General features: G+C 70.0%; 20 protein-coding genes, 1 pseudogene and 1 CRISPR repeat array (1 of these 22 running past the window's edge). Of the genes and pseudogenes, 16 read left to right on the top strand and 5 right to left on the bottom strand.

Going from position 1 to position 17455, the window contains the following annotated elements:
* Positions 1-1802: direct repeats of the CRISPR family, unit length 29 nt; unit sequence CTGCTCCCCGCACCCGCGGGGATGGTCCC (it extends 59 nt beyond the left edge of the window).
* An 87-nt stretch (positions 1803-1889) separates the two neighbouring features.
* Positions 1890-2189, bottom strand: coding sequence for a DUF6087 family protein (locus tag IE255_RS11275; RefSeq protein WP_190050023.1), 300 nt, complete (start codon positions 2187-2189; stop codon positions 1890-1892).
* A 131-nt stretch (positions 2190-2320) separates the two neighbouring features.
* On the opposite strand from IE255_RS11275, the gene IE255_RS11270 reads away from it, so the two are divergent.
* The gene (locus IE255_RS11270; RefSeq protein ID WP_190050022.1) at positions 2321-2785 is read left to right on the top strand and encodes a GNAT family N-acetyltransferase; all 465 of its coding nucleotides are present in this window, start codon (positions 2321-2323) and stop codon (positions 2783-2785) included.
* Here the strand turns inward: IE255_RS11270 and IE255_RS11265 are convergent.
* A complete protein-coding gene (locus tag IE255_RS11265) occupies positions 2749-3480 on the bottom strand; it encodes a MerR family transcriptional regulator (protein WP_190050021.1) in 732 nt (243 codons plus the stop codon). The two genes, IE255_RS11270 and IE255_RS11265, sit on opposite strands and share 37 nt — an antisense overlap.
* An 81-nt stretch (positions 3481-3561) precedes the next feature.
* On the opposite strand from IE255_RS11265, the gene uvrA reads away from it, so the two are divergent.
* Complete coding sequence (gene uvrA / locus IE255_RS11260; protein ID WP_229906359.1) at positions 3562-6063, top strand: excinuclease ABC subunit UvrA; 2502 nt, start codon at positions 3562-3564, stop codon at positions 6061-6063.
* Here the strand turns inward: uvrA and IE255_RS40105 are convergent.
* On the bottom strand, positions 6036-6644 hold the full coding sequence (locus tag IE255_RS40105) for a DUF7848 domain-containing protein (protein ID WP_190050020.1): 609 nt from the start codon (positions 6642-6644) through the stop codon (positions 6036-6038). The genes uvrA and IE255_RS40105 overlap by 28 nt on opposite strands.
* A 105-nt stretch (positions 6645-6749) precedes the next feature.
* Between IE255_RS40105 and IE255_RS40655 the strand changes: the two are divergent.
* The 3 genes and pseudogenes from IE255_RS40655 to IE255_RS39105 form a co-directional block, all read left to right on the top strand.
* Positions 6750-6926 (top strand): annotated as a pseudogene (locus IE255_RS40655) (helix-turn-helix domain-containing protein); the annotation flags it as partial.
* Positions 6927-7046: 120 nt separating this feature from the next.
* Positions 7047-7712, top strand: coding sequence for a DUF5753 domain-containing protein (locus IE255_RS11250; RefSeq protein ID WP_506005213.1), 666 nt, complete (start codon positions 7047-7049; stop codon positions 7710-7712).
* Positions 7660-7770 (top strand): DUF397 domain-containing protein, encoded by a 111-nt coding sequence (locus IE255_RS39105; RefSeq protein WP_229906370.1) that lies wholly within the window; start codon positions 7660-7662, stop codon positions 7768-7770. Before IE255_RS11250 ends, IE255_RS39105 begins: the two co-directional genes overlap by 53 nt.
* 3 nt (positions 7771-7773) lie before the next feature.
* Here the strand turns inward: IE255_RS39105 and IE255_RS11245 are convergent, their stop codons facing one another.
* The gene (locus IE255_RS11245; protein WP_190050018.1) at positions 7774-8058 is read right to left on the bottom strand and encodes a PLD nuclease N-terminal domain-containing protein; all 285 of its coding nucleotides are present in this window, start codon (positions 8056-8058) and stop codon (positions 7774-7776) included.
* 68 nt (positions 8059-8126) lie between these two features.
* On the opposite strand from IE255_RS11245, the gene IE255_RS11240 reads away from it, so the two are divergent.
* From IE255_RS11240 to IE255_RS11230, 3 genes are read left to right on the top strand one after another with little or no spacing between them, the layout of a single operon-like run.
* A complete protein-coding gene (locus tag IE255_RS11240; RefSeq protein WP_190050017.1) occupies positions 8127-9578 on the top strand; it encodes a menaquinone biosynthesis decarboxylase in 1452 nt (483 codons plus the stop codon).
* Positions 9575-10477, top strand: a complete 903-nt coding sequence (mqnP, locus tag IE255_RS11235; RefSeq protein WP_190050016.1) for a menaquinone biosynthesis prenyltransferase MqnP — start codon at positions 9575-9577, stop codon at positions 10475-10477. Before IE255_RS11240 ends, mqnP begins: the two co-directional genes overlap by 4 nt.
* Positions 10478-10491: 14 nt before the next feature.
* A complete protein-coding gene (locus tag IE255_RS11230; RefSeq protein WP_190050015.1) occupies positions 10492-11046 on the top strand; it encodes a Uma2 family endonuclease in 555 nt (184 codons plus the stop codon).
* On the opposite strand, the gene IE255_RS11225 is transcribed toward IE255_RS11230, so the two are convergent.
* Positions 10994-11611 (bottom strand): rhomboid family intramembrane serine protease, encoded by a 618-nt coding sequence (locus tag IE255_RS11225; RefSeq protein WP_190050014.1) that lies wholly within the window; start codon positions 11609-11611, stop codon positions 10994-10996. The two genes, IE255_RS11230 and IE255_RS11225, sit on opposite strands and share 53 nt — an antisense overlap.
* Positions 11612-11703: 92 nt before the next feature.
* Between IE255_RS11225 and IE255_RS11220 the strand changes: the two genes are divergently transcribed.
* From IE255_RS11220 to IE255_RS11190, 8 genes are all read left to right on the top strand, one after another.
* Complete coding sequence (locus IE255_RS11220; RefSeq protein ID WP_190050013.1) at positions 11704-12390, top strand: UbiX family flavin prenyltransferase; 687 nt, start codon at positions 11704-11706, stop codon at positions 12388-12390.
* 56 nt (positions 12391-12446) lie between these two features.
* Complete coding sequence (locus tag IE255_RS11215; RefSeq protein WP_031117078.1) at positions 12447-12902, top strand: Lrp/AsnC family transcriptional regulator; 456 nt, start codon at positions 12447-12449, stop codon at positions 12900-12902.
* A gap of 38 nt (positions 12903-12940) precedes the next feature.
* Positions 12941-14104 (top strand): aminofutalosine synthase MqnE, encoded by a 1164-nt coding sequence (gene mqnE / locus IE255_RS11210; protein WP_190050012.1) that lies wholly within the window; start codon positions 12941-12943, stop codon positions 14102-14104.
* 95 nt (positions 14105-14199) lie between these two features.
* Positions 14200-14850: a UdgX family uracil-DNA binding protein gene (locus IE255_RS11205; RefSeq protein ID WP_190050011.1), complete on the top strand. Its 651-nt coding sequence runs from the start codon at positions 14200-14202 to the stop codon at positions 14848-14850.
* Positions 14851-14866: 16 nt separating this feature from the next.
* On the top strand, positions 14867-15391 hold the full coding sequence (locus tag IE255_RS11200) for a GNAT family N-acetyltransferase (protein ID WP_190050010.1): 525 nt from the start codon (positions 14867-14869) through the stop codon (positions 15389-15391).
* A gap of 91 nt (positions 15392-15482) precedes the next feature.
* Positions 15483-15782, top strand: a complete 300-nt coding sequence (locus IE255_RS11195) for a DUF4229 domain-containing protein (protein ID WP_190050009.1) — start codon at positions 15483-15485, stop codon at positions 15780-15782.
* Positions 15783-15922: 140 nt separating this feature from the next.
* The gene (locus IE255_RS40345) at positions 15923-16024 is read left to right on the top strand and encodes a putative leader peptide (protein WP_372487606.1); all 102 of its coding nucleotides are present in this window, start codon (positions 15923-15925) and stop codon (positions 16022-16024) included.
* A 65-nt stretch (positions 16025-16089) separates the two neighbouring features.
* Positions 16090-17391 carry a dicarboxylate/amino acid:cation symporter gene (locus IE255_RS11190; RefSeq protein WP_190050008.1) on the top strand — a complete coding sequence of 434 codons (1302 nt, stop codon included), beginning with the start codon at positions 16090-16092 and terminating at the stop codon, positions 17389-17391.
* The last annotated feature ends 64 nt before the right edge of the window (positions 17392-17455 follow it).

Genomic DNA, 17455 nt, shown 5'->3' with positions numbered 1-17455 from the left:
TCCTGCTCCCCGCACCCGCGGGGATGGTCCCTGCTTGACGTGCTCCGCGATCCGTTCCGCCAACTGCTCCCCGCACCCGCGGGGATGGTCCCAACCCCTCACCCCAGCACGGCGACCGCCCCACCTGCTCCCCGCACCCGCGGGGATGGTCCCGTCCCGGTGGGCGAGCGGACACCGGACCACTGCTGCTCCCCGCACCCGCGGGGATGGTCCCTTGCGGGGCTTATCGTCACGCTGGCGGTCAATCTGCTCCCCGCACCCGCGGGGATGGTCCCCCCCCCGCCCCGACTGGGTCCGCTCCGAACAACTCTGCTCCCCGCACCCGCGGGGATGGTCCCCACCTGCGCCAGCCCGAAGCGGTGCTCACGCCCTGCTCCCCGCACCCGCGGGGATGGTCCCGTCGACAACGCCGAGCTCACCGTGCAGGCGCTCTGCTCCCCGCACCCGCGGGGATGGTCCCGGCTCTGTGGCCATCAGCAGGGCGCCTGAAGCCTGCTCCCCGCACCCGCGGGGATGGTCCCGTGCGCTCAGGGAGGTCGTTCCAGGCGTGGAACTGCTCCCCGCACCCGCGGGGATGGTCCTCACCAGCAGCGGCCACACCGTCACCCCAGGCACTGCTCCCCGCACCCGCGGGGATGGTCCCTCGACGAACTCGCCGAGGCCGAAGGGCGCGACCTGCTCCCCGCACCCGCGGGGATGGTCCCCTGCGGGCCATGCAGGACGCCGGCTGGGATATCTGCTCCCCGCACCCGCGGGGATGGTCCCACGATGACGCTGTTCCCGTCGATCCTGTCGAACTGCTCCCCGCACCCGCGGGGATGGTCCCGTCGGCACCGCCGCGTCGGGGTCGGGCTTCAACTGCTCCCCGCACCCGCGGGGATGGTCCCGACGCTTCGCGCCGTGCCTCGTGCATCCCCTCCTGCTCCCCGCACCCGCGGGGATGGTCCCCGCGAGACCGCGATGATCGGGCGGGCGTCGGGCTGCTCCCCGCACCCGCGGGGATGGTCCCGGCTACCTGATCAGGACCGAGACGTCCGACATCTGCTCCCCGCACCCGCGGGGATGGTCCGAGAGCAGGACAGACGGGTCGACGACGACGCCGCTGCTCCCCGCACCCGCGGGGATGGTCCCGGGCAGCCCCTCGTCACCATCCACCCCGACGGCTGCTCCCCGCACCCGCGGGGATGGTCCCTCGATCCGTGTGAAGTGGTGGTCGGGCGAGTTCTGCTCCCCGCACCCGCGGGGATGGTCCCGGCTGCCCCTGGTGGCCGCACAGCAGCGCAGTCTGCTCCCCGCACCCGCGGGGATGGTCCCCGGACCTGCGTCGCGGTCGGGGGGTCGTATCGCTGCTCCCCGCACCCGCGGGGATGGTCCCCGCACTGCTCGTGTTCAGCCCCGACGCCGAGGCTGCTCCCCGCACCCGCGGGGATGGTCCCTCCCCGCAGCGCACCCGTTCCCGCCCAGAGCCCTGCTCCCCGCACCCGCGGGGATGGTCCCACCAGCTCAGCGCCGATGATCTGCGCGAGCGGCTGCTCCCCGCACCCGCGGGGATGGTCCCTACACCGGCCCCCTGCGGGTGTGGGTGTGGCACTGCTCCCCGCACCCGCGGGGATGGTCCCGGCTACCTTCTCAACAAGAAGGCCAAGGCAGCGTGCTCCCCGCACTCGCGGGAATGGTCCCCCGATGGACTGGCAGGACATCGAGCTGGACGAGTGCTCCCCGCACCCGCGGGGATGGTCCCCCGTAGGATTCGCCGTCCTGCGAGAACAGCATGTGCTCCCCGCACCCGCGTGGACGTCCCCGTGCTGGCCGAGCCGGAGAGGTGCCGGGTCAGGGCCGGACTCATCACGGCCCGGGCTGACGGCGATAGGGGGATGCCCGCGCCCGTTCTACCTGGGCGCCGGAGGCCTGCGATGCTTCCCGGTGCCGGGACCGAGCGGCTTCGGCGCCGGCCCCGCAGGCGCAGCCCCGTTCGCCTCCGGGTAGAGGAGCGCCTTCGCCTCCGTCAGGTCGGCGGCGTAGGCGTACGGCTCCCAGGCGTGCCCGTTCCAGCGCTCGATGACACGTGGGGCATCCGGCTGTAGATGCGACCCCCGGGGGCCGTCGCTGGAGACGACCGGTACGGCACGAAGGCGGCCGATCCTCGCGTCGCGGCGTTCCGCCCAGTCCTTCAGCGGTTCGTCGTCCATGCTGGCATTCCTCGCGTCGGCAGCGGCTGTTACTCGGGAGCCCAGGAGAGTAGCGGCCCAAGAGGTCCCCTGGCCGAGGACTTCACGGCGGCCCCCCGAAGGTGTGGTCAGATCCGCCCTACGCTCACCCCATGATGATCAAAACCCGCCCCGCCACCGAAGCGGACCTCCCCCAGTTGCTCGCCCTCTACGGCGAGTTGAACCCGGAAGATCCACCGCTGTCCCGCGCGTCCGTGGACGCCGTCTGGGCGGCGATAGCGGCGCAGCAGGGGCGGACCGTCCTGGTGGCCGATGTCGAGGGCCGCGTGGCCGGTACGGCGGACTGCATCGTGATGCCGAATCTCACCCGCGGTGGGCGGTCCATTCTGTTCGTGGAGAACGTCGTCGTGGCCGGTTCCCACCGGCGGCGCGGCGTGGGGCGGCTGCTGATGGACGCCGCCGTGCGGTTGGGAGAGGCCGCCGAGTGTTACAAGGTGCAGTTGCTGGCGGCGGATGACGCGTACGTGCACTCCTTCTACGCCGCGTGTGGGTTCGAGCCCTTGGCTCAGGGGTTTCGGCGCTACGTCGAGGCCTCGGCGAGGGCGGCGTCGAGGTAGGCATGCAACGCCCCCGCCCCCTCCACCATCCCCCGCGTCCGCGCCGTCAGGGCCTCCCCCCGCGCCGTGATCGCCGCGCGGAGTGCCTCCGTGCTGCCCTCGCGCCGTAGGCCCTCCAGGACCGGCCTGATCTGGTCGAACAGGTAGTGGCTGCGGCGCAGGGTGTGGACCAGTCGGGCGTCGCGGACATCGGTGGGTTCGTAGAGCCGGTAGCCCGTGCCGCGCTCGCGGCACGGGGTGAGCAGGCCGGCTGCCTCCCATACCCGTAGCGCGGAGGTGCGTACGCCCAGCAGGGCGGCCACCTCGCCGATGCGCAGCCCGCCGCCGGATCGGGGGAGCATCCCGACTGGTTCCGCCGCCAGCAGCTCCAGCGCCTCGCTCGCCGCCCGCAGGGACACCCGCTCCTCGTGCAGCGCGGCGTGCGCGGCGTCGACCAGTGCGAGTGCGCCGGGGGCGTCCCCGCCGTGCAGGGTCCGCATGATGCGCGTCGCCGTCACCGGGCCGTATCCCCGGAGCATGGTCCGGTACGCCAGCAGCGCACGGCGGTGCACCTCCCCGAAGACGCGGTAGCCGGACGCGGTCCGCGCGGCCGGTGGGAGTACCCCGGCCTCCTCGTAGTTGCGGATCTGCTGCGTCGAGACACCGGCCAGGCGGGCCAGGTCGACGGGGCGCAAGCGGCGGTCGTCGTTCGTCATCGATTTGAAGGTTATGGCAGACAGCAGCTCGTTGACAGCTCATAAGTCTCAATATCGGGCTTCAATGGAAGACTTGAAGGAATGGACTCCCGCATTGAATCCCGCATTGACCCTTGCATTCATGTCACCGGCGCCCGTCTCCACAACCTCAAGAACGTCTCCCTCTCCCTCCCGAAGAACAAGCTGGTCGTCATGACCGGCCTGTCCGGCTCCGGCAAGTCCACGCTCGCCTTCGACACCCTCCACCAGGAGGGCCAGCGGCAGTACCTGGAGTCGCTGGGCATGGTCACCGGCTTCGTCAGCAAGCCCGCCGTCGACTCGATCACCGGCCTGTCCCCGTCGATCAGCGTCGACCAGCACCACACCAACCGCAGCCCGCGCTCCACGGTCGGCACGGTCACCGAGGTCTTCACCTATCTGCGGCTGCTGTGGTCGCGCATCGGCGTACGGCCGTGTCCCGGCTGCAAGCAGAGCATTCCGCCGTCGTACGCCGACGACAGCGAGCCCGACGAGGACGCCGAGGCCGAGCAGCGGCCCTGCCCGCACTGCGGCACCCTCGTGCCCGAACCGGTCATGGGCTCCTTCTCCTTCAACAAGCCCGCGGGCGCCTGCCCGGCCTGCACCGGCCTGGGCGAGGTGATCCGCCCCGATGCCAAACGCCTGGTCGACGGCGGCCGGTCGGTCGCCGAGGGGGCGGTACGGGGCTGGAACGCGAAGTACACCGAGTGGAGCCTGCCCGTGCTGCGGGCCGCCGCCGCGCACTACGGCTTCACCTTCGACGCGGACCAGCCGGTCGACGAGCTGGACGCCCGGCAACGGGACTTGCTCCTCCACGGCGTCGAAAGCCCCGAGTTCCGGCGGCACTTCCCGGACACCGACCCACCGGCGACCGTCTCCGCAGGCCGTTTCGAAGGCGTCGCGACCGCGCTGCTGCGCCGCTACACCGACCGCGCCGACGACCCCGAGTACCGCGAACGGGCCGAACAGCAGGGCCTGGTGAAGCAGCCCTGCGGCGACTGCGGCGGGACCCGGCTGCGGGCGGAGAGCCGGGCGGTGACCGTGCACGGCCTCACCATCGTCGAGGCGGCCGCGCTTCCGCTGACCGACCTCGCCACCTGGCTGACCGGCCTGCGAAGCCAGTCGGACGGCGACGAGTGGCTGCTCGTGGAGCCGGTCGTCGCCGACCTGGAGGAGCGCGTACGGCGCCTGGTGGACGTCGGCGTCGGCTACCTCACCCTCGCCCAGGCCACGCCCAGCCTCTCCGCCGGGGAGACGCAGCGGCTGCGCCTGGCCGCCCTGCTCGGCTCCGGACTCACCGGCGTGCTCTACGTCCTCGACGAGCCGACCATCGGCCTGCACCCCTCGGACACCGCCCGCCTGGTCGACGTCCTGCGCCGTCTGCGCGACCTCGGCAACACCGTGCTCGTCATCGAGCACGACCTGGAGGTGCTGCGCGCCGCGGACCACGTGGTCGACGTCGGCCCGGGCGCGGGCCGGGACGGCGGCCGGATCGTCGCGGCCGGCACGCCGGACGAGGTCGCCCGCACCGAGGGCTCGGTGACCGGCGCCTACCTGTCGGGCCGGCTGTCCACGCCCCGGTCACGCGCACGCGGCGACAGCGACACGGCCGTCGTCATCCGCGGGGCCCGGGCCCACAACCTCAAGGACCTCACCGTACGGATACCGCTGCGCCGCCTGGTGACGGTCACGGGCCCGTCCGGCTCCGGCAAGTCGACGCTGCTGCTGGACATCCTCGGCCGGGCCGCCCGCCGGCACTTCCACCGCGCGGGCGAACTGCCCGCCGAACACGACGGCATCGACGGCTGGGAGCACCTCTCCAAGGCCGTCCTCATCGACCAGGAGCCCATCAGCCGCCTCCCGCGCTCCAACGCGGCGACCTACTCGGACGTCTTCACCCCGATCCGCGAGGTCTTCGCGGCCCGCAGCCAGGGCCGCCTGACCGCGGGCCACTTCTCCTTCAACGTCCCGGGCGGACGCTGCGAACGCTGCGAGGGCGCGGGCGTCCTCACCGTCCGCATGCACTTCCTCCCGGCCGTGGAGGTGCGCTGCCCCGGCTGCAAGGGCCGCCGCTTCCGGCCCGAGGTGCTCTCCGTCCGCCACGAGGGCCACGACATCGCCGAGGTGCTCGAAGCGACCGTGGACGAGGCGCTGACCGTGTTCGCGGACGTCCCGGCGGTCGCCACCCGGCTCCGGCGGATGGCGGACGTCGGCCTCGGCTACCTCCCCCTCGGCCAGCCCGCCACCACCCTCTCCGGCGGCGAGGCCCAGCGCCTGAAACTCGCCAAGGAACTGGGACGGCGGACGACCGGACGCGCCCTGTACCTGCTGGACGAGCCGACGACGGGCCTGCACTCCGCCGACACCGCCCGCCTCCTCGACGTCCTCCAGCGCCTCGTCGACGCCGGGCACTCGGTCGTCACCATCGAGCACAACCTCGATGTCATCCAGGCCTCCGACTGGTTGATCGACCTCGGGCCGGTGGGCGGATCCGGCGGCGGCCGGCTCATCGCGGAGGGCGTCCCGCAGCAGCTGCGTCAGCCCTGCCTCTCCAGCACCGCGTAGTCGGCGAAACTACGGCGGTAGCGCAGGTGCCGCGTCTCCTGCGTGTGCCTGCGCTGCCACTCCTCCACCTCCCCGGGCGCCCGGCACGGCCCCGAACTCGCCCCGCAGTCCGCGTCCTCGCCGGAGACGCAGTACGCCTGGTACTCCGGCAGGGCGGACGCGTCCTGCACGATCGTGTACGGCACGTACCGGAAGATCCTGCGGCCGGTCGCCGACTCCCCGCCGTGCTCCTCGCGTTGGTGCTTGCGCAGCAGGACGTTCGCGTCCGTCACGGCACTCGCGTCGAACGCCACCCGAGCCCTGTCCCGCCGGACCGACAGCTCCTCGCACGTCGCGCACCCGCGCACGGGCAGCGGAGGCCGGTTCGGATCGGCCGACAGCCCTTCCCTGGAACGGTCGTTGGCCGCGCGGACGCCCGCACTGAGCCGTTCCTCCAGCGTCGCCACCCTGATTTCGGCCGCGTCCGCCTGCCACTCCCGGCCGCCGCCGACCGGGCGCAGCATCACGTGCGGGCCGGACTTGTCCTGGTACTCGCCGACCCTGCGCGCCCGCTGGTCGTAGACGAGCGTTCCCGGTTCCATTTGGTGCACCTCCGTCACTCTCGGTGTATCGAGCGTTGCGCAGGGGAATGGTCCGGTTCAATGCTTGGCGTGTGACACCGGTGCACTGTCACGGAGGGGGAAGCCGTGAGCCGACGGAACGGCGGGGCGGAGTCGGGCGCGAGTACGGCGGCGGTGTTCGGGGAGGTGCTACGGCACTTCCGCGAGGCGGCGCTGCTCACGCAGGAGGGCCTCGCGAGGCAGATCCCGTGCGACCGGTCGCATGTGGCGCGGGTGGAGGCGGGGACGAGGGTCCCCCAGGACACGTTCGCCAAGTCCTGTGACGAACTTCTGGGTACGGGTGGGGTGTTGCTTCGGCTGTGGGGCCGGATCGACTGGTATCCGCAGGTGGAGCATCCCGACTGGTTCGAGCGGCGAGTGCGTATGGACGCGGAGGCTGTCTCGCTGCTGTCGTACCAGGCCAACGTGATTCCGGGCTTGTTGCAGACGCAGGACTACGCGTGGGCGCTGTTCGCCCGGCACATCGTGGACCAGGACGAGGTGGCAGAGCGCGTCAAGGCGCGGATGAGCCGACAGCGACGCTTCCTCGCCCCGGACGGACCCCTGTTCGTGGCCGTACTCGACGAGAGCTGCCTGCGCACCAGGGTGGGCGGCACGGCGATCATGCGCGACCAGTTCGCCCATCTGCTGGAGGTGGGACAGCGTCCCAACATCCGCATCCAGGTCGTACCCGCCGACGACCCGGACATCGACCGCCCCAACACGTCCATGTCGCTGATCACGCTGCCGGACGGGCACCAGTGGGTGTACTCCGAGTCGCTGGATCAAGGCCATTTCAACGACAATCCGGCCCTCTTCGCGAGGCATCGCCACACCTATGATGTGCTCAGGGCCGACGCGCTGTCCGCCCGCGAATCAGCCGCTCTGATCAGCGACTTGATGAAGGGGTACGAGCACGATGAGCAGTCACGAACTCAGCGCGGCAACCTGGATCAAGAGCAGCTACAGCGGCACAAACGGCGGGGACTGCATCGAAATAGCCCCCGGCTTCTCCGCAACCGTCACCGTCCGCGACAGCAAGAACCCTGACGGACCCGTCCTGCTCGTCGCCCGGTCCGCCTGGTCCGCGTTCACGGCCGCTCTCTGAGGACTACGGCTCGTCGTCCCTCTTCTCCTCGTCGTCGAGGGACTTCAAGAACTCGGGGTTGTCGTCCGGCGCCACCCACTGCCGGGGCCGGGGACGGCCCCCCGCCGCGCTCCTCTTCTTGCCCGCGATGAGCCAGGAGATCGAGCCGACGAGCGGAAACAGCAGCACGAGGATCGCCCACAACGGCTTCGGCATGTGACGAATGTCGTCGTCCTTCGTGCTGATGCAGTCGATGAACGCGTACACGCTCAGCGCCAGCGGCACGAGGAACATCAGTACCCGGAGCATGCGCGGCCTCTCAGCGAAAGCGGTGGGCGGTTCCAGGCCAGGGTAGCCGCTCGGGGATACTGGACCCCATGGCTTACGACGATCTTCGCTCCCTGCTCAGGGCGCTGGAGCGCGAGGGCGACCTCAAGCGCATCAAGGCCGAGGTGGACCCGTATCTGGAGGTCGGGGAGATCGTCGACCGGGTGCAGAAGGCCGGCGGCCCCGCGCTGCTCTTCGAGAACGTACGCGGGTCGAGCTTGCCGCTCGCGATGAACGTGTACGGCACGGACCGGCGGCTGCTGAAGGCCCTGGGCCTGAAGTCGTACGGCGAGATCTCGGAGCGGATCGGCGGGCTGCTGAAGCCCGAGCTGCCGCACGGGTTCGTGGGCGTGCGCGAGGCGTTCGGCAAGCTCGGCGCGATGACGCACGTCCCGCCGAAGAAGGTGAAGGACGGCCCGGTGCAGGAGGTCGTGCTCACCGGGGACGACGTCGACCTCGACCAGCTGCCCGCCCTGTTCACCTGGCCCAAGGACGGCGGGTCGTTCTTCAACCTGGGGCTGACCCACACCAAGGACCCGGAGACGGGCGTCCGCAACCTCGGCCTGTACCGGCTCCAGCGGCACGACCGGCGCACCATCGGCATGCACTGGCAGATCCACAAGGACAGCCGGAACCACTACCAGGTGGCGGCGCGGAGGGGCGAGCGGCTGCCCGTCGCGATCGCCTTCGGCTGTCCGCCCGCCGTGACGTACGCCTCCACCGCGCCGCTGCCCGGGGACATCGACGAGTACCTGTTCGCCGGGTTCCTCGCGGGCAAGCGGATCGAGATGGTCGACTGCAAGACCGTGCCGCTCCAGGTGCCGGCGCAGGCGGAGGTCGTGATCGAGGGCTGGCTGGAGCCGGGCGAGATGCTGCCCGAGGGGCCCTTCGGCGACCACACCGGTTTCTACACGCCGCAGGAGCCGTTCCCGGCGCTGAAGATCGACTGCGTGACGATGCGGAAGCGGCCGTTGCTCCAGTCGATCGTCGTAGGCAGGCCTCCGACGGAGGACGGACCGCTCGGTCGTGCGACGGAACGCTTCTTCCTGCCGCTGCTGAAGATCATCGTGCCGGACATCGTGGACTACCACCTGCCGGAGGCGGGCGGCTTCCACAACTGCGCGATCGTCTCGATCGACAAGAAGTACCCGAAGCACGCGCAGAAGGTCATGCACGCCATCTGGGGCGCGCACATGATGTCGCTGACCAAGCTGATCGTGGTCGTCGACTCCGACTGCGACGTGCACGATCTGCACGAGGTCGCCTGGCGGGCGCTCGGCAACACGGACTACGCCCGCGACCTGTCGGTCGTCGAGGGCCCCGTCGACCACCTCGACCACGCCTCCTACCAGCAGTTCTGGGGCGGCAAGGCCGGGATCGACGCGACGAAGAAGTGGCCCGAGGAGGGCTACACCCGCGACGGCGGCTGGCCCGACATGGTGGAGTCCGATCCCGAGACGGCGGCGAAGGTGGACCGCCGCTGGAAGGAGTACGGCCTGTGACCTCCGCTTCCGCCGCGATCCCGCAGCCGGGACGCACCAAGGCGTTCCTGCGGCTGGTGATGATCGAGCACTCGGTCTTCGCGCTGCCCTTCGCCTATATCGCCGCGCTCACGGCGATGTACCAGTGGGACGGGAACATCCACTGGGTCCGGCTGCTGCTGGTCACCGTCTGCATGGTGGGGCTGCGGACCTTCGCCATGGCGGTCAACCGGATCATCGACCGGGAGATCGACGCGAGGAACCCGCGTACGGCGCACCGCGAACTGGTGACCGGTGCGATGTCGGTGAAGCACGCCTGGACGGGTGCGCTGATCGCCCTCGCCGTGTTCCTGGGGGCGGCGGCCCTGCTGAACCCGCTGTGCCTGGCGCTGGCGCCGATCGCGGTGATCCCGATGGTGGTCTACCCGTACGGCAAGCGGTTCACGAACTTCCCGCAGGCCATCCTGGGTCTCGCCCAGGCGATGGGCCCGATCGGCGGCTGGCTGGCGATCACGGGGTCCTGGTCCTGGGACGCGGTGATACTCGGTCTCGCCGTGGGCATCTGGATCGGCGGCTTCGACCTGATCTACGCCTGCCAGGACGTCGAGACCGACCGCGAGATCGGCGTCATGTCCGTCCCCGCGCGCTTCGGCATCCCGGCGGCCATCTGGGGCGCACGGGTCTGCCACGCCCTCACGACGGCCCTGTTCGTCTGGTACGCCCTGGCCACCGACGCGGGCACGTTCTTCTGGCTGGGCCTGATGATCGTCGCCGCCGCGTTCCTGTACGAGCACTCGATCGTCCGCCCGCACGACCTGTCGCGCGTGAACCGCGCGTTCTTCAGTGTCAACGGCTTCATCGGCATCGCCCTTTTCGTGTGCGCGCTGCTGGATCTGCTGGTGCGTGGTCTGACCGTCTGAATACGGTGCGGCCCATGGACCGCCTTCGCGCTCAGCTCGCCCGCTTCGAGGACGCGTTCCCGGGGTTTCACGTGGAGATCGTGGAAGGCAGTGTCGTCGCGAGCCCGGTGCGGCCGTTCGACGGGGAGACCGTTCAGCGGCTGTGGGCGGTCGTCGAACCGCAGCTGCCGCCAGGGTGGGACGTCGTCAGCGGTGTCGTGTTCCCCTTCGACGACGCCCATGAGTTCTGCCCCGATCTCGCCGTCGTCCCGGCCGATGCGGTGGCCGAGAACCGCATCGCGTACCCGGCCGACCTGATCGAGCTCGTCGTCGAGGTGGTGTCCCCGGAAAGCGTCCGTAACGACTACGAGGTCAAGAACAAGCAGTACGCGTCCCGGGGCATCCCGAACTACCTGATCTTCGACCCGCAGAAGGGGCACGTCATCACCCTCTGGAACCCCGGCCCCGACGGCTACCGCGGTCGGGACATGCTCCCGTACGGCGGCAGGGTCACCGTCGAGACCAGGATCGGGCGCCTCACGGTCGAGACCAGTCGGCTTCCCGTGGGCCCCGGGTCGGGCGGCGGCTGAACAGGAACGCTGCTGCGATGCCCGCCAGCAGCCCCAGTAGATGCCCCTGCCAGCTGACGCCTGTCTGGGTCGGGGCCAGGCCCGTGAGGATGGAGCCGCCCCAGATCGCGGCGATGACGATGCCGACCAGGATGCCCAGCGGGCGGCGTTCGACGAAGCCGGTGACCAGGAGGAAGCCGAAGAGGCCGAAGATCAGGCCGGAGGCGCCCGCCGTGTTGGTGTGCGCCGGGGATATGAGCCAGACGCCCAGGCCGTCCGCGATCACGATCAGCGCGCAGACCAGGAGGAAACGCCGTAGGCCCGTGAGTGCCGCGAGGAAGCCCAGGACCAGCAGCGGCAGCGTGTTCGCGGTCAGGTGGGCGAAGCCGAAGTGGATGAACGCCGACGGGACGACGTCGGCCAGCTCGGACGGATCGCGCGGGGTGACGCCGAAGCCGTCCAGCGCGTGACCGGTCGCCGTGTCCACCACTTCCAGCAGCCACAGCAGCGCGACCCAGGCCAGCATCAGCTTGCCCGCGGTCATTGCGCGGTCGCTCCTCGACCACCCGGCTTGCACATTCGACATGGCGACCCCCAGTGCTCGCTCATCCCCGTCTGTGCAACGGCCCGCACCCCTTGGCCGGTTCCCACCCTGCGACGCCGGATAGGCTCGGTCCTGTGAACCCAGTCAAGCCAGGCGAGACACCGCGTACGCCTTGGATCGTAGGGGTGTCCGGCGCCTCCGGCACCCCGTATGCCGCTGCCGTGCTGCGGGCCCTCCTCGCCGCCGGCGAGAGCGTCGACCTCGTGGTGTCCCGGGCCTCCCGGCTCACCCTGCTGGACGAGACCGGGATCTCCTTCCGGGACGCCCACTGGCGGGACGACCTGCGCGAATGGCTGTCCCGGGGCGCCGACGGCAAGCCGGACACCTTCTCCGTCGACCTCGACGCAGTACGGCACTGGAGCGCCGGTGACCTGGCCGCCGGCCCCTCCTCGGGGTCGTACCCCACCAAGGGCATGCTCATCGTGCCCGCCTCGACCGCGAGCGTGGCCGGAGTCGCGCTCGGGCTGTCGAAGGACCTGTTGCAGCGGGCGGCGAGCGTGACCCTGAAGGAGGGCCGCCCGCTCGTCGTGGCCGTACGCGAGACCCCGCTGAACGGCCAGACCCTGCGGCACCTGGTCACCCTCGACGACGCGGGCGCGACCGTCGTACCCGCCTCACCCGCCTTCTACGCGGGCGCGACGCACATCCAGGACCTGGTGGACTTCGTCGCCGGACGCGTACTCGACGCGGCGGGCGTGCCGCACCGGCTCTACCGCCGTTGGCAAGGTGAGCTCGGCGGCGGAGCACACCGCGCCGGCTGAGCGCACCCGAACCTCATCGGACTCAACGACAACTTCAGCGGAAGGCTTCGATCGCAATGGACGCGGTGGACAGGCAGCTCATCCAGGCCCTGAGGGAGAACGGCCGGGCCTCCTATGCGGAGCTGGGACGCCTCGTCGGGCTGTCGGGACCCAGCGTCACCGACCGCATCAACCGGCTGGAGGCGGCCGGTGTCATCACCGGCTACCGGGCCACCGTCGACGCCGCCTCGCTCGGCCTCGGCGTCACCGCCCTGATCGGCATCTCGCTCTCCGACGCCACGGACCACGAGGACGTGGCGCAGCGGCTGCGGGACCTCTCGGAGATCGAGGACTGCTGGTTCATCGCGGGCGACGACTCGTACATGCTCAAGGTGCGGGCGGCCGATGTGGACGGCCTGGAGAAGATCATCCGGCGGCTCAGCGGGACCAAGGGTGTCTCCCGGACGCGCACCACCATCGTGCTCTCCACGAAGTGGGAGAACCGGGTCGGGGAACTGCCGGAAGAGGCGTAGGCGTACGGTTGGTCGGGCTGTCTCAGAAAGGTGTGGGTATGGACGTCGGGCTCAAGCGCGAGCTGGAGGAGAAGGTCCGCTCCGGTGAGCGGCTGACTCGTGAGGACGGCATCGCGCTGTACGAGTCGGACGACCTGGCCTGGCTCGGCGGCCTCGCGCACGAGGTGCGGACGCGCAAGAACGGCGACGTCGTGCACTTCAACGTCAACCGGCACCTCAACATGACCAACGTGTGCACGGCCTCCTGCGCGTACTGCTCCTTCCAGCGCAAGCCGGGGGAGAAGGACGCGTACACGATGCGCATCGAGGAGGCCGTCAAGCTCGCCAAGGCGATGGAGTCGGAGAACCTCACCGAGCTGCACATCGTCAACGGGCTGCACCCGAACCTGCCGTGGCGGTACTACCCCCGGTCGCTGCGCGAGCTGAAGGCCGCGCTGCCGAACGTGTCGCTGAAGGCGTTCACGGCCACCGAGATCCACCACTTCGAGACGATCTCCGGGATGAGCGCGTCCGAGATCCTGGACGAGCTGATCGACGCGGGGCTGGAGTCGCTCACGGGTGGCGGTGCGGAGATCTTCGACTGGGAGGTCCGGCAGCACATCGTGGACCACCGGACCCACTGGGAGGACTGGTCCCGGATCCACCGGCTCGCGCACGAGAAGGGGCTGAAGACCCCGTGCACGATGCTGTACGGGCACATCGAGGAGCCCCGGCACCGGGTGGACCATGTGCTGCGGCTGCGTGAGCTCCAGGACGAGACCGGGGGGTTCCAGGTCTTCATCCCGCTGCGGTACCAGCACGACTTCGTGGACGTGAAGGACGGCAAGGTCCGTAACCGGCTTCAGGCCCGGACGCAGATGGCGACGGGGGCGGAGGCGTTGAAGACCTTCGCGGTGTCGCGGTTGCTGTTCGACAACGTGCCGCATGTGAAGGTGTTCTGGGTCATGCACGGCGTCCAGACCGCGCAGTTGGCCTTGCAGCATGGTGCCGATGACATGGACGGGTCGGTGGTTGAGTACAAGATCACCCATGACGCCGACAACTTCGGTACGCCCAACAAGCTGACCCGTGAGGATCTGCTGGATCTGATTCGGGATGCGGGGTTCCGGCCCGTGGAGCGGAATACGCGGTACGAGATCATTCGGGAGTTTGAGGGGCCCGACCCGTTGCGGCGCGAATCGCCGCAGCCGATGCGGGTCTGAGTTTTGGGTGCGGGTGCGTGGGGGCTGGTCGCGCCCACGCGGCGGAGCCGCATATCGACAGGGTCCCGCGCCCCTGGGTGGGGTACCCGGAGGGCATGGTTGGCACCAAGGCGCCTGAGGATGCCTATACCGCTGAACCGTTTGTTCCTGAGCGGGGTGGGCTTGCTGCTCTGCGGCGGGCCGCTGCCGACTGCCGGGGCTGTCCGTTGCACCGGGACGCCACCCAGACCGTGTTCGGGGAAGGCCGTCAGGATGCCCGGGTCATGCTCGTGGGGGAGCAGCCCGGGGATCAGGAGGATCGGCAGGGGAAGCCGTTCGTCGGGCCGGCCGGGCGGCTGCTGGACCGGGCCCTCGAAGAGGCGGGGATCGATCCTGACGAGGCCTATGTCACCAATGCTGTGAAGCACTTCAAGTTCACGCAGGCCGAGCCCCGGAAGCGGCGGATCCACAAGGCGCCGAACCTGCGGGAGATGACCGCGTGCGGGCCCTGGCTGGCCGCGGAGCTGGCGGTCGTGGAGCCGGAGTTGATCGTCGTGCTGGGGGCCACCGCCGGGAAGGCGCTGCTCGGGTCCTCGTTCCGGGTTTCGCAGGTGCGTGGCACAGTGCTGGAGGAGGAGATCCACGGGCGGCCCGAGCGGCTGGTGCCGACCGTGCATCCGTCGGCGGTGCTGCGGGCCGACGACCGGGAGGCGGCGTACCAGGGGCTGGTCTCGGATCTGAAAGTGGCGGCGCGGGCGTTGGGGTAATAGTTACAATCCCTGCATGCCCCTTACCTTCACGCTCGATCCCGCTGTCACCCCCGAGCTGCGTGACGGCATCCTCGACCTGTGGGCCGATGTCTCCAACGCGGGCGGAGCCGTCGGATTCGTGCCGCCGGTGACGCGGGAGGACATTCGTCCCTGGCTGCTCAAGCACTTCGCGTCGATGTCCGAGGGGCAGGTCAGACTCCTCGTCGGGCACGACGAGGAGGGGCGGGTCGCGGCGACCGCGTTCCTGACGTTCAACACGCACCATCTGATGACGCACTGGCTGTGGCTGTACACGGTGATGGTGCATCCGCGCCACCAGGGCAAGGGGTACGGCCGCGATCTGCTGGCCGCGGCGGCGGACGCCGCCCGGGGGATCGACGGGATCGAGGCGATCCGGCTGACCTGCCGGGGCGGACTCGGGCTGGAGCGGTTCTACGAGTCGTGCGGCTACAAGGAGGTAGGCCGGATCCCGGGCGCCATCCGGGTGGGGCCGGGCGACGACCGCGATGACGTGATCATGCTCCTCCCGCTGAACTGACCCCGCTGCAAGATCGGCCGTCCGGCGTGCTTCACTGGACGGTGCCCCTTTGGGTACGTTCTGGCCGTTCGAACCGGAAGAGTGGATTGAGATGCTCCGCTACACGCTGATGCGCCTCGGGATCTTCGTGGGCTGCCTCGTGGTCGTCTGGGGCGCCGTCTACTCCGGCCTCGCCCCGCGCGGCCTCGGCGAGAGCAACGGCCTGTGGGTCGTCCTGCTCGCCCTGCTGATCTCCGCGCCGATCAGCTTCGTCGTCCTGCGCAAGGAGCGGGACCGGGCCTCCGTGCAGATCGTGCAGCGGGTCGACCGGATGAAGGCCAACCTGGAGGCCAACCGCAGCCAGGAGGACGTGGCCGACGACACCGCCCGGGCTCAGGGGCAGACCTCGTAGCTCACCTCACCGGCGTACAGCGCCCCGTTTCCGCACATGCGCGGAAACGGGGCGCTTTGCCTTGTATGGGTGTGTGTGGGTCGTCACCTATCAAAGCCAGGCTTTGAGGTCCTCAAAGCTCAGGTGTTAAGGTCGATGCTATGAAGTCAGCAGTCGCGTCTCTTCCGCCCCGGAGCGTTCCGCTCGTGGCGCGTCTGCACGTGGATCTCTGTCGGTGCGCGTCCGCTTTCTGTCGTCCCTGACGTCACGCAACCCCCGTCGTCTCCCACGTCAGTTCTCCCTACGCGTCCCCCAACGGAGTCAGTCCGTGTCCTCACGCCTGAAATTCTTCAAGGTGCCCTTCTGGGCCCAGATCATCGCCGGTCTCGTCCTCGGTGTGCTGCTCGGGTGGCTCGCCCGTGGCCAGGATCTGTCCTGGCTGGTCACGACCCTGGAGAAGGTCGGTGACACCTTCATCGGGCTGCTGAAGCTCGCCGTCGCCCCGCTCGTCTTCTTCGCGATCCTGGTGTCGATCACCAACCTGCGGAAGGTCAACAACGCGGCCCGCCTGGCCTCGCGGACCCTCCTGTGGTTCATGATCACCTCGCTGATCGCGGTGAGCATCGGTCTCGTCATCGGCCTGGTGACCAACCCCGGTGCCGGTACCGGCCTCACGCCCAAGGACGGCGCGAAGCCCGAGGACACCGGCTCCTGGATCGACTTCCTGACCGGCATCGTGCCGACGGACGTCATCACGCCCTTCACCGAGCTGAACGTCCTCCAGATCGTCTTCATGGCCGCCGTCGCCGGTATCGCCGCCCTCCAGCTCGGCGAGAAGGCCCAGCCGATCCTCGCCCTCAGCGAATCCGTCCTGGAGCTGCTCCAGAAGGCGCTGTGGTGGGTCATCCGGCTCGCCCCGATCGGCACGATCGGCCTCATCGGCTACGCCATCGCCACCTACGGCTGGGACCTGATCGGCAAGTACGCGACGTTCACCGCCGACATCTACGTCGGCTGCCTCATCGTGCTGTTCGGCGTCTACCCGACGCTGCTCGCGCTCGTCGCCAAGGTCAACCCGGTCCAGTTCTTCAAGGGCGCCTGGCCCGCGATCCAGCTGGCCTTCGTCTCCCGCTCCTCCGTGGGCACCATGCCGCTGACCCAGAAGGTCACCGAGCGGCTCGGTGTGCCGAAGGAGTACGCGTCCTTCGCGGTGCCGTTCGGCGCGACGACCAAGATGGACGGCTGCGCCGCGATCTACCCGGCGATCGCCGCGATCTTCGTCGCCCAGATCTTCGACATCCGGCTGGGCGTCGGCGACTACCTGCTGATCGCGTTCGTCTCGGTGGTCGGCTCCGCCGCCACGGCCGGCCTCACCGGCGCGACGGTCATGCTGACCCTGACCCTGTCCACCCTCGGCCTGCCGATGGAGGGCGTGGGCCTGCTCCTCGCGATCGACCCGATCCTGGACATGATCCGCACCGCGACCAACGTCGCCGGGCAGGCGCTGATCCCGGTTCTGGTCTCGGCCCGCGAGAACCTGCTCGACCGTGACGCCTACGCCACGGCCGACGGCTCCTCCCTGGACGAGCCGCGGGACACGCGGCCCGAGCAGGTGCCCGCCGCGGCCTGACGCAACGACGGCCCCTGGCCGCTCCTCGGCGGGTTTCCCGGCCGAGGGCCGGCCGGGGGGACCG

This window comes from Streptomyces lomondensis, from assembly GCF_014651035.1.
In the GTDB taxonomy this organism is placed as follows: domain Bacteria; phylum Actinomycetota; class Actinomycetes; order Streptomycetales; family Streptomycetaceae; genus Streptomyces; species Streptomyces lomondensis.
The sequence above is the reverse complement of the archived record's forward strand: the minus strand, read 5'-3'. Positions and strand labels throughout refer to the sequence as shown.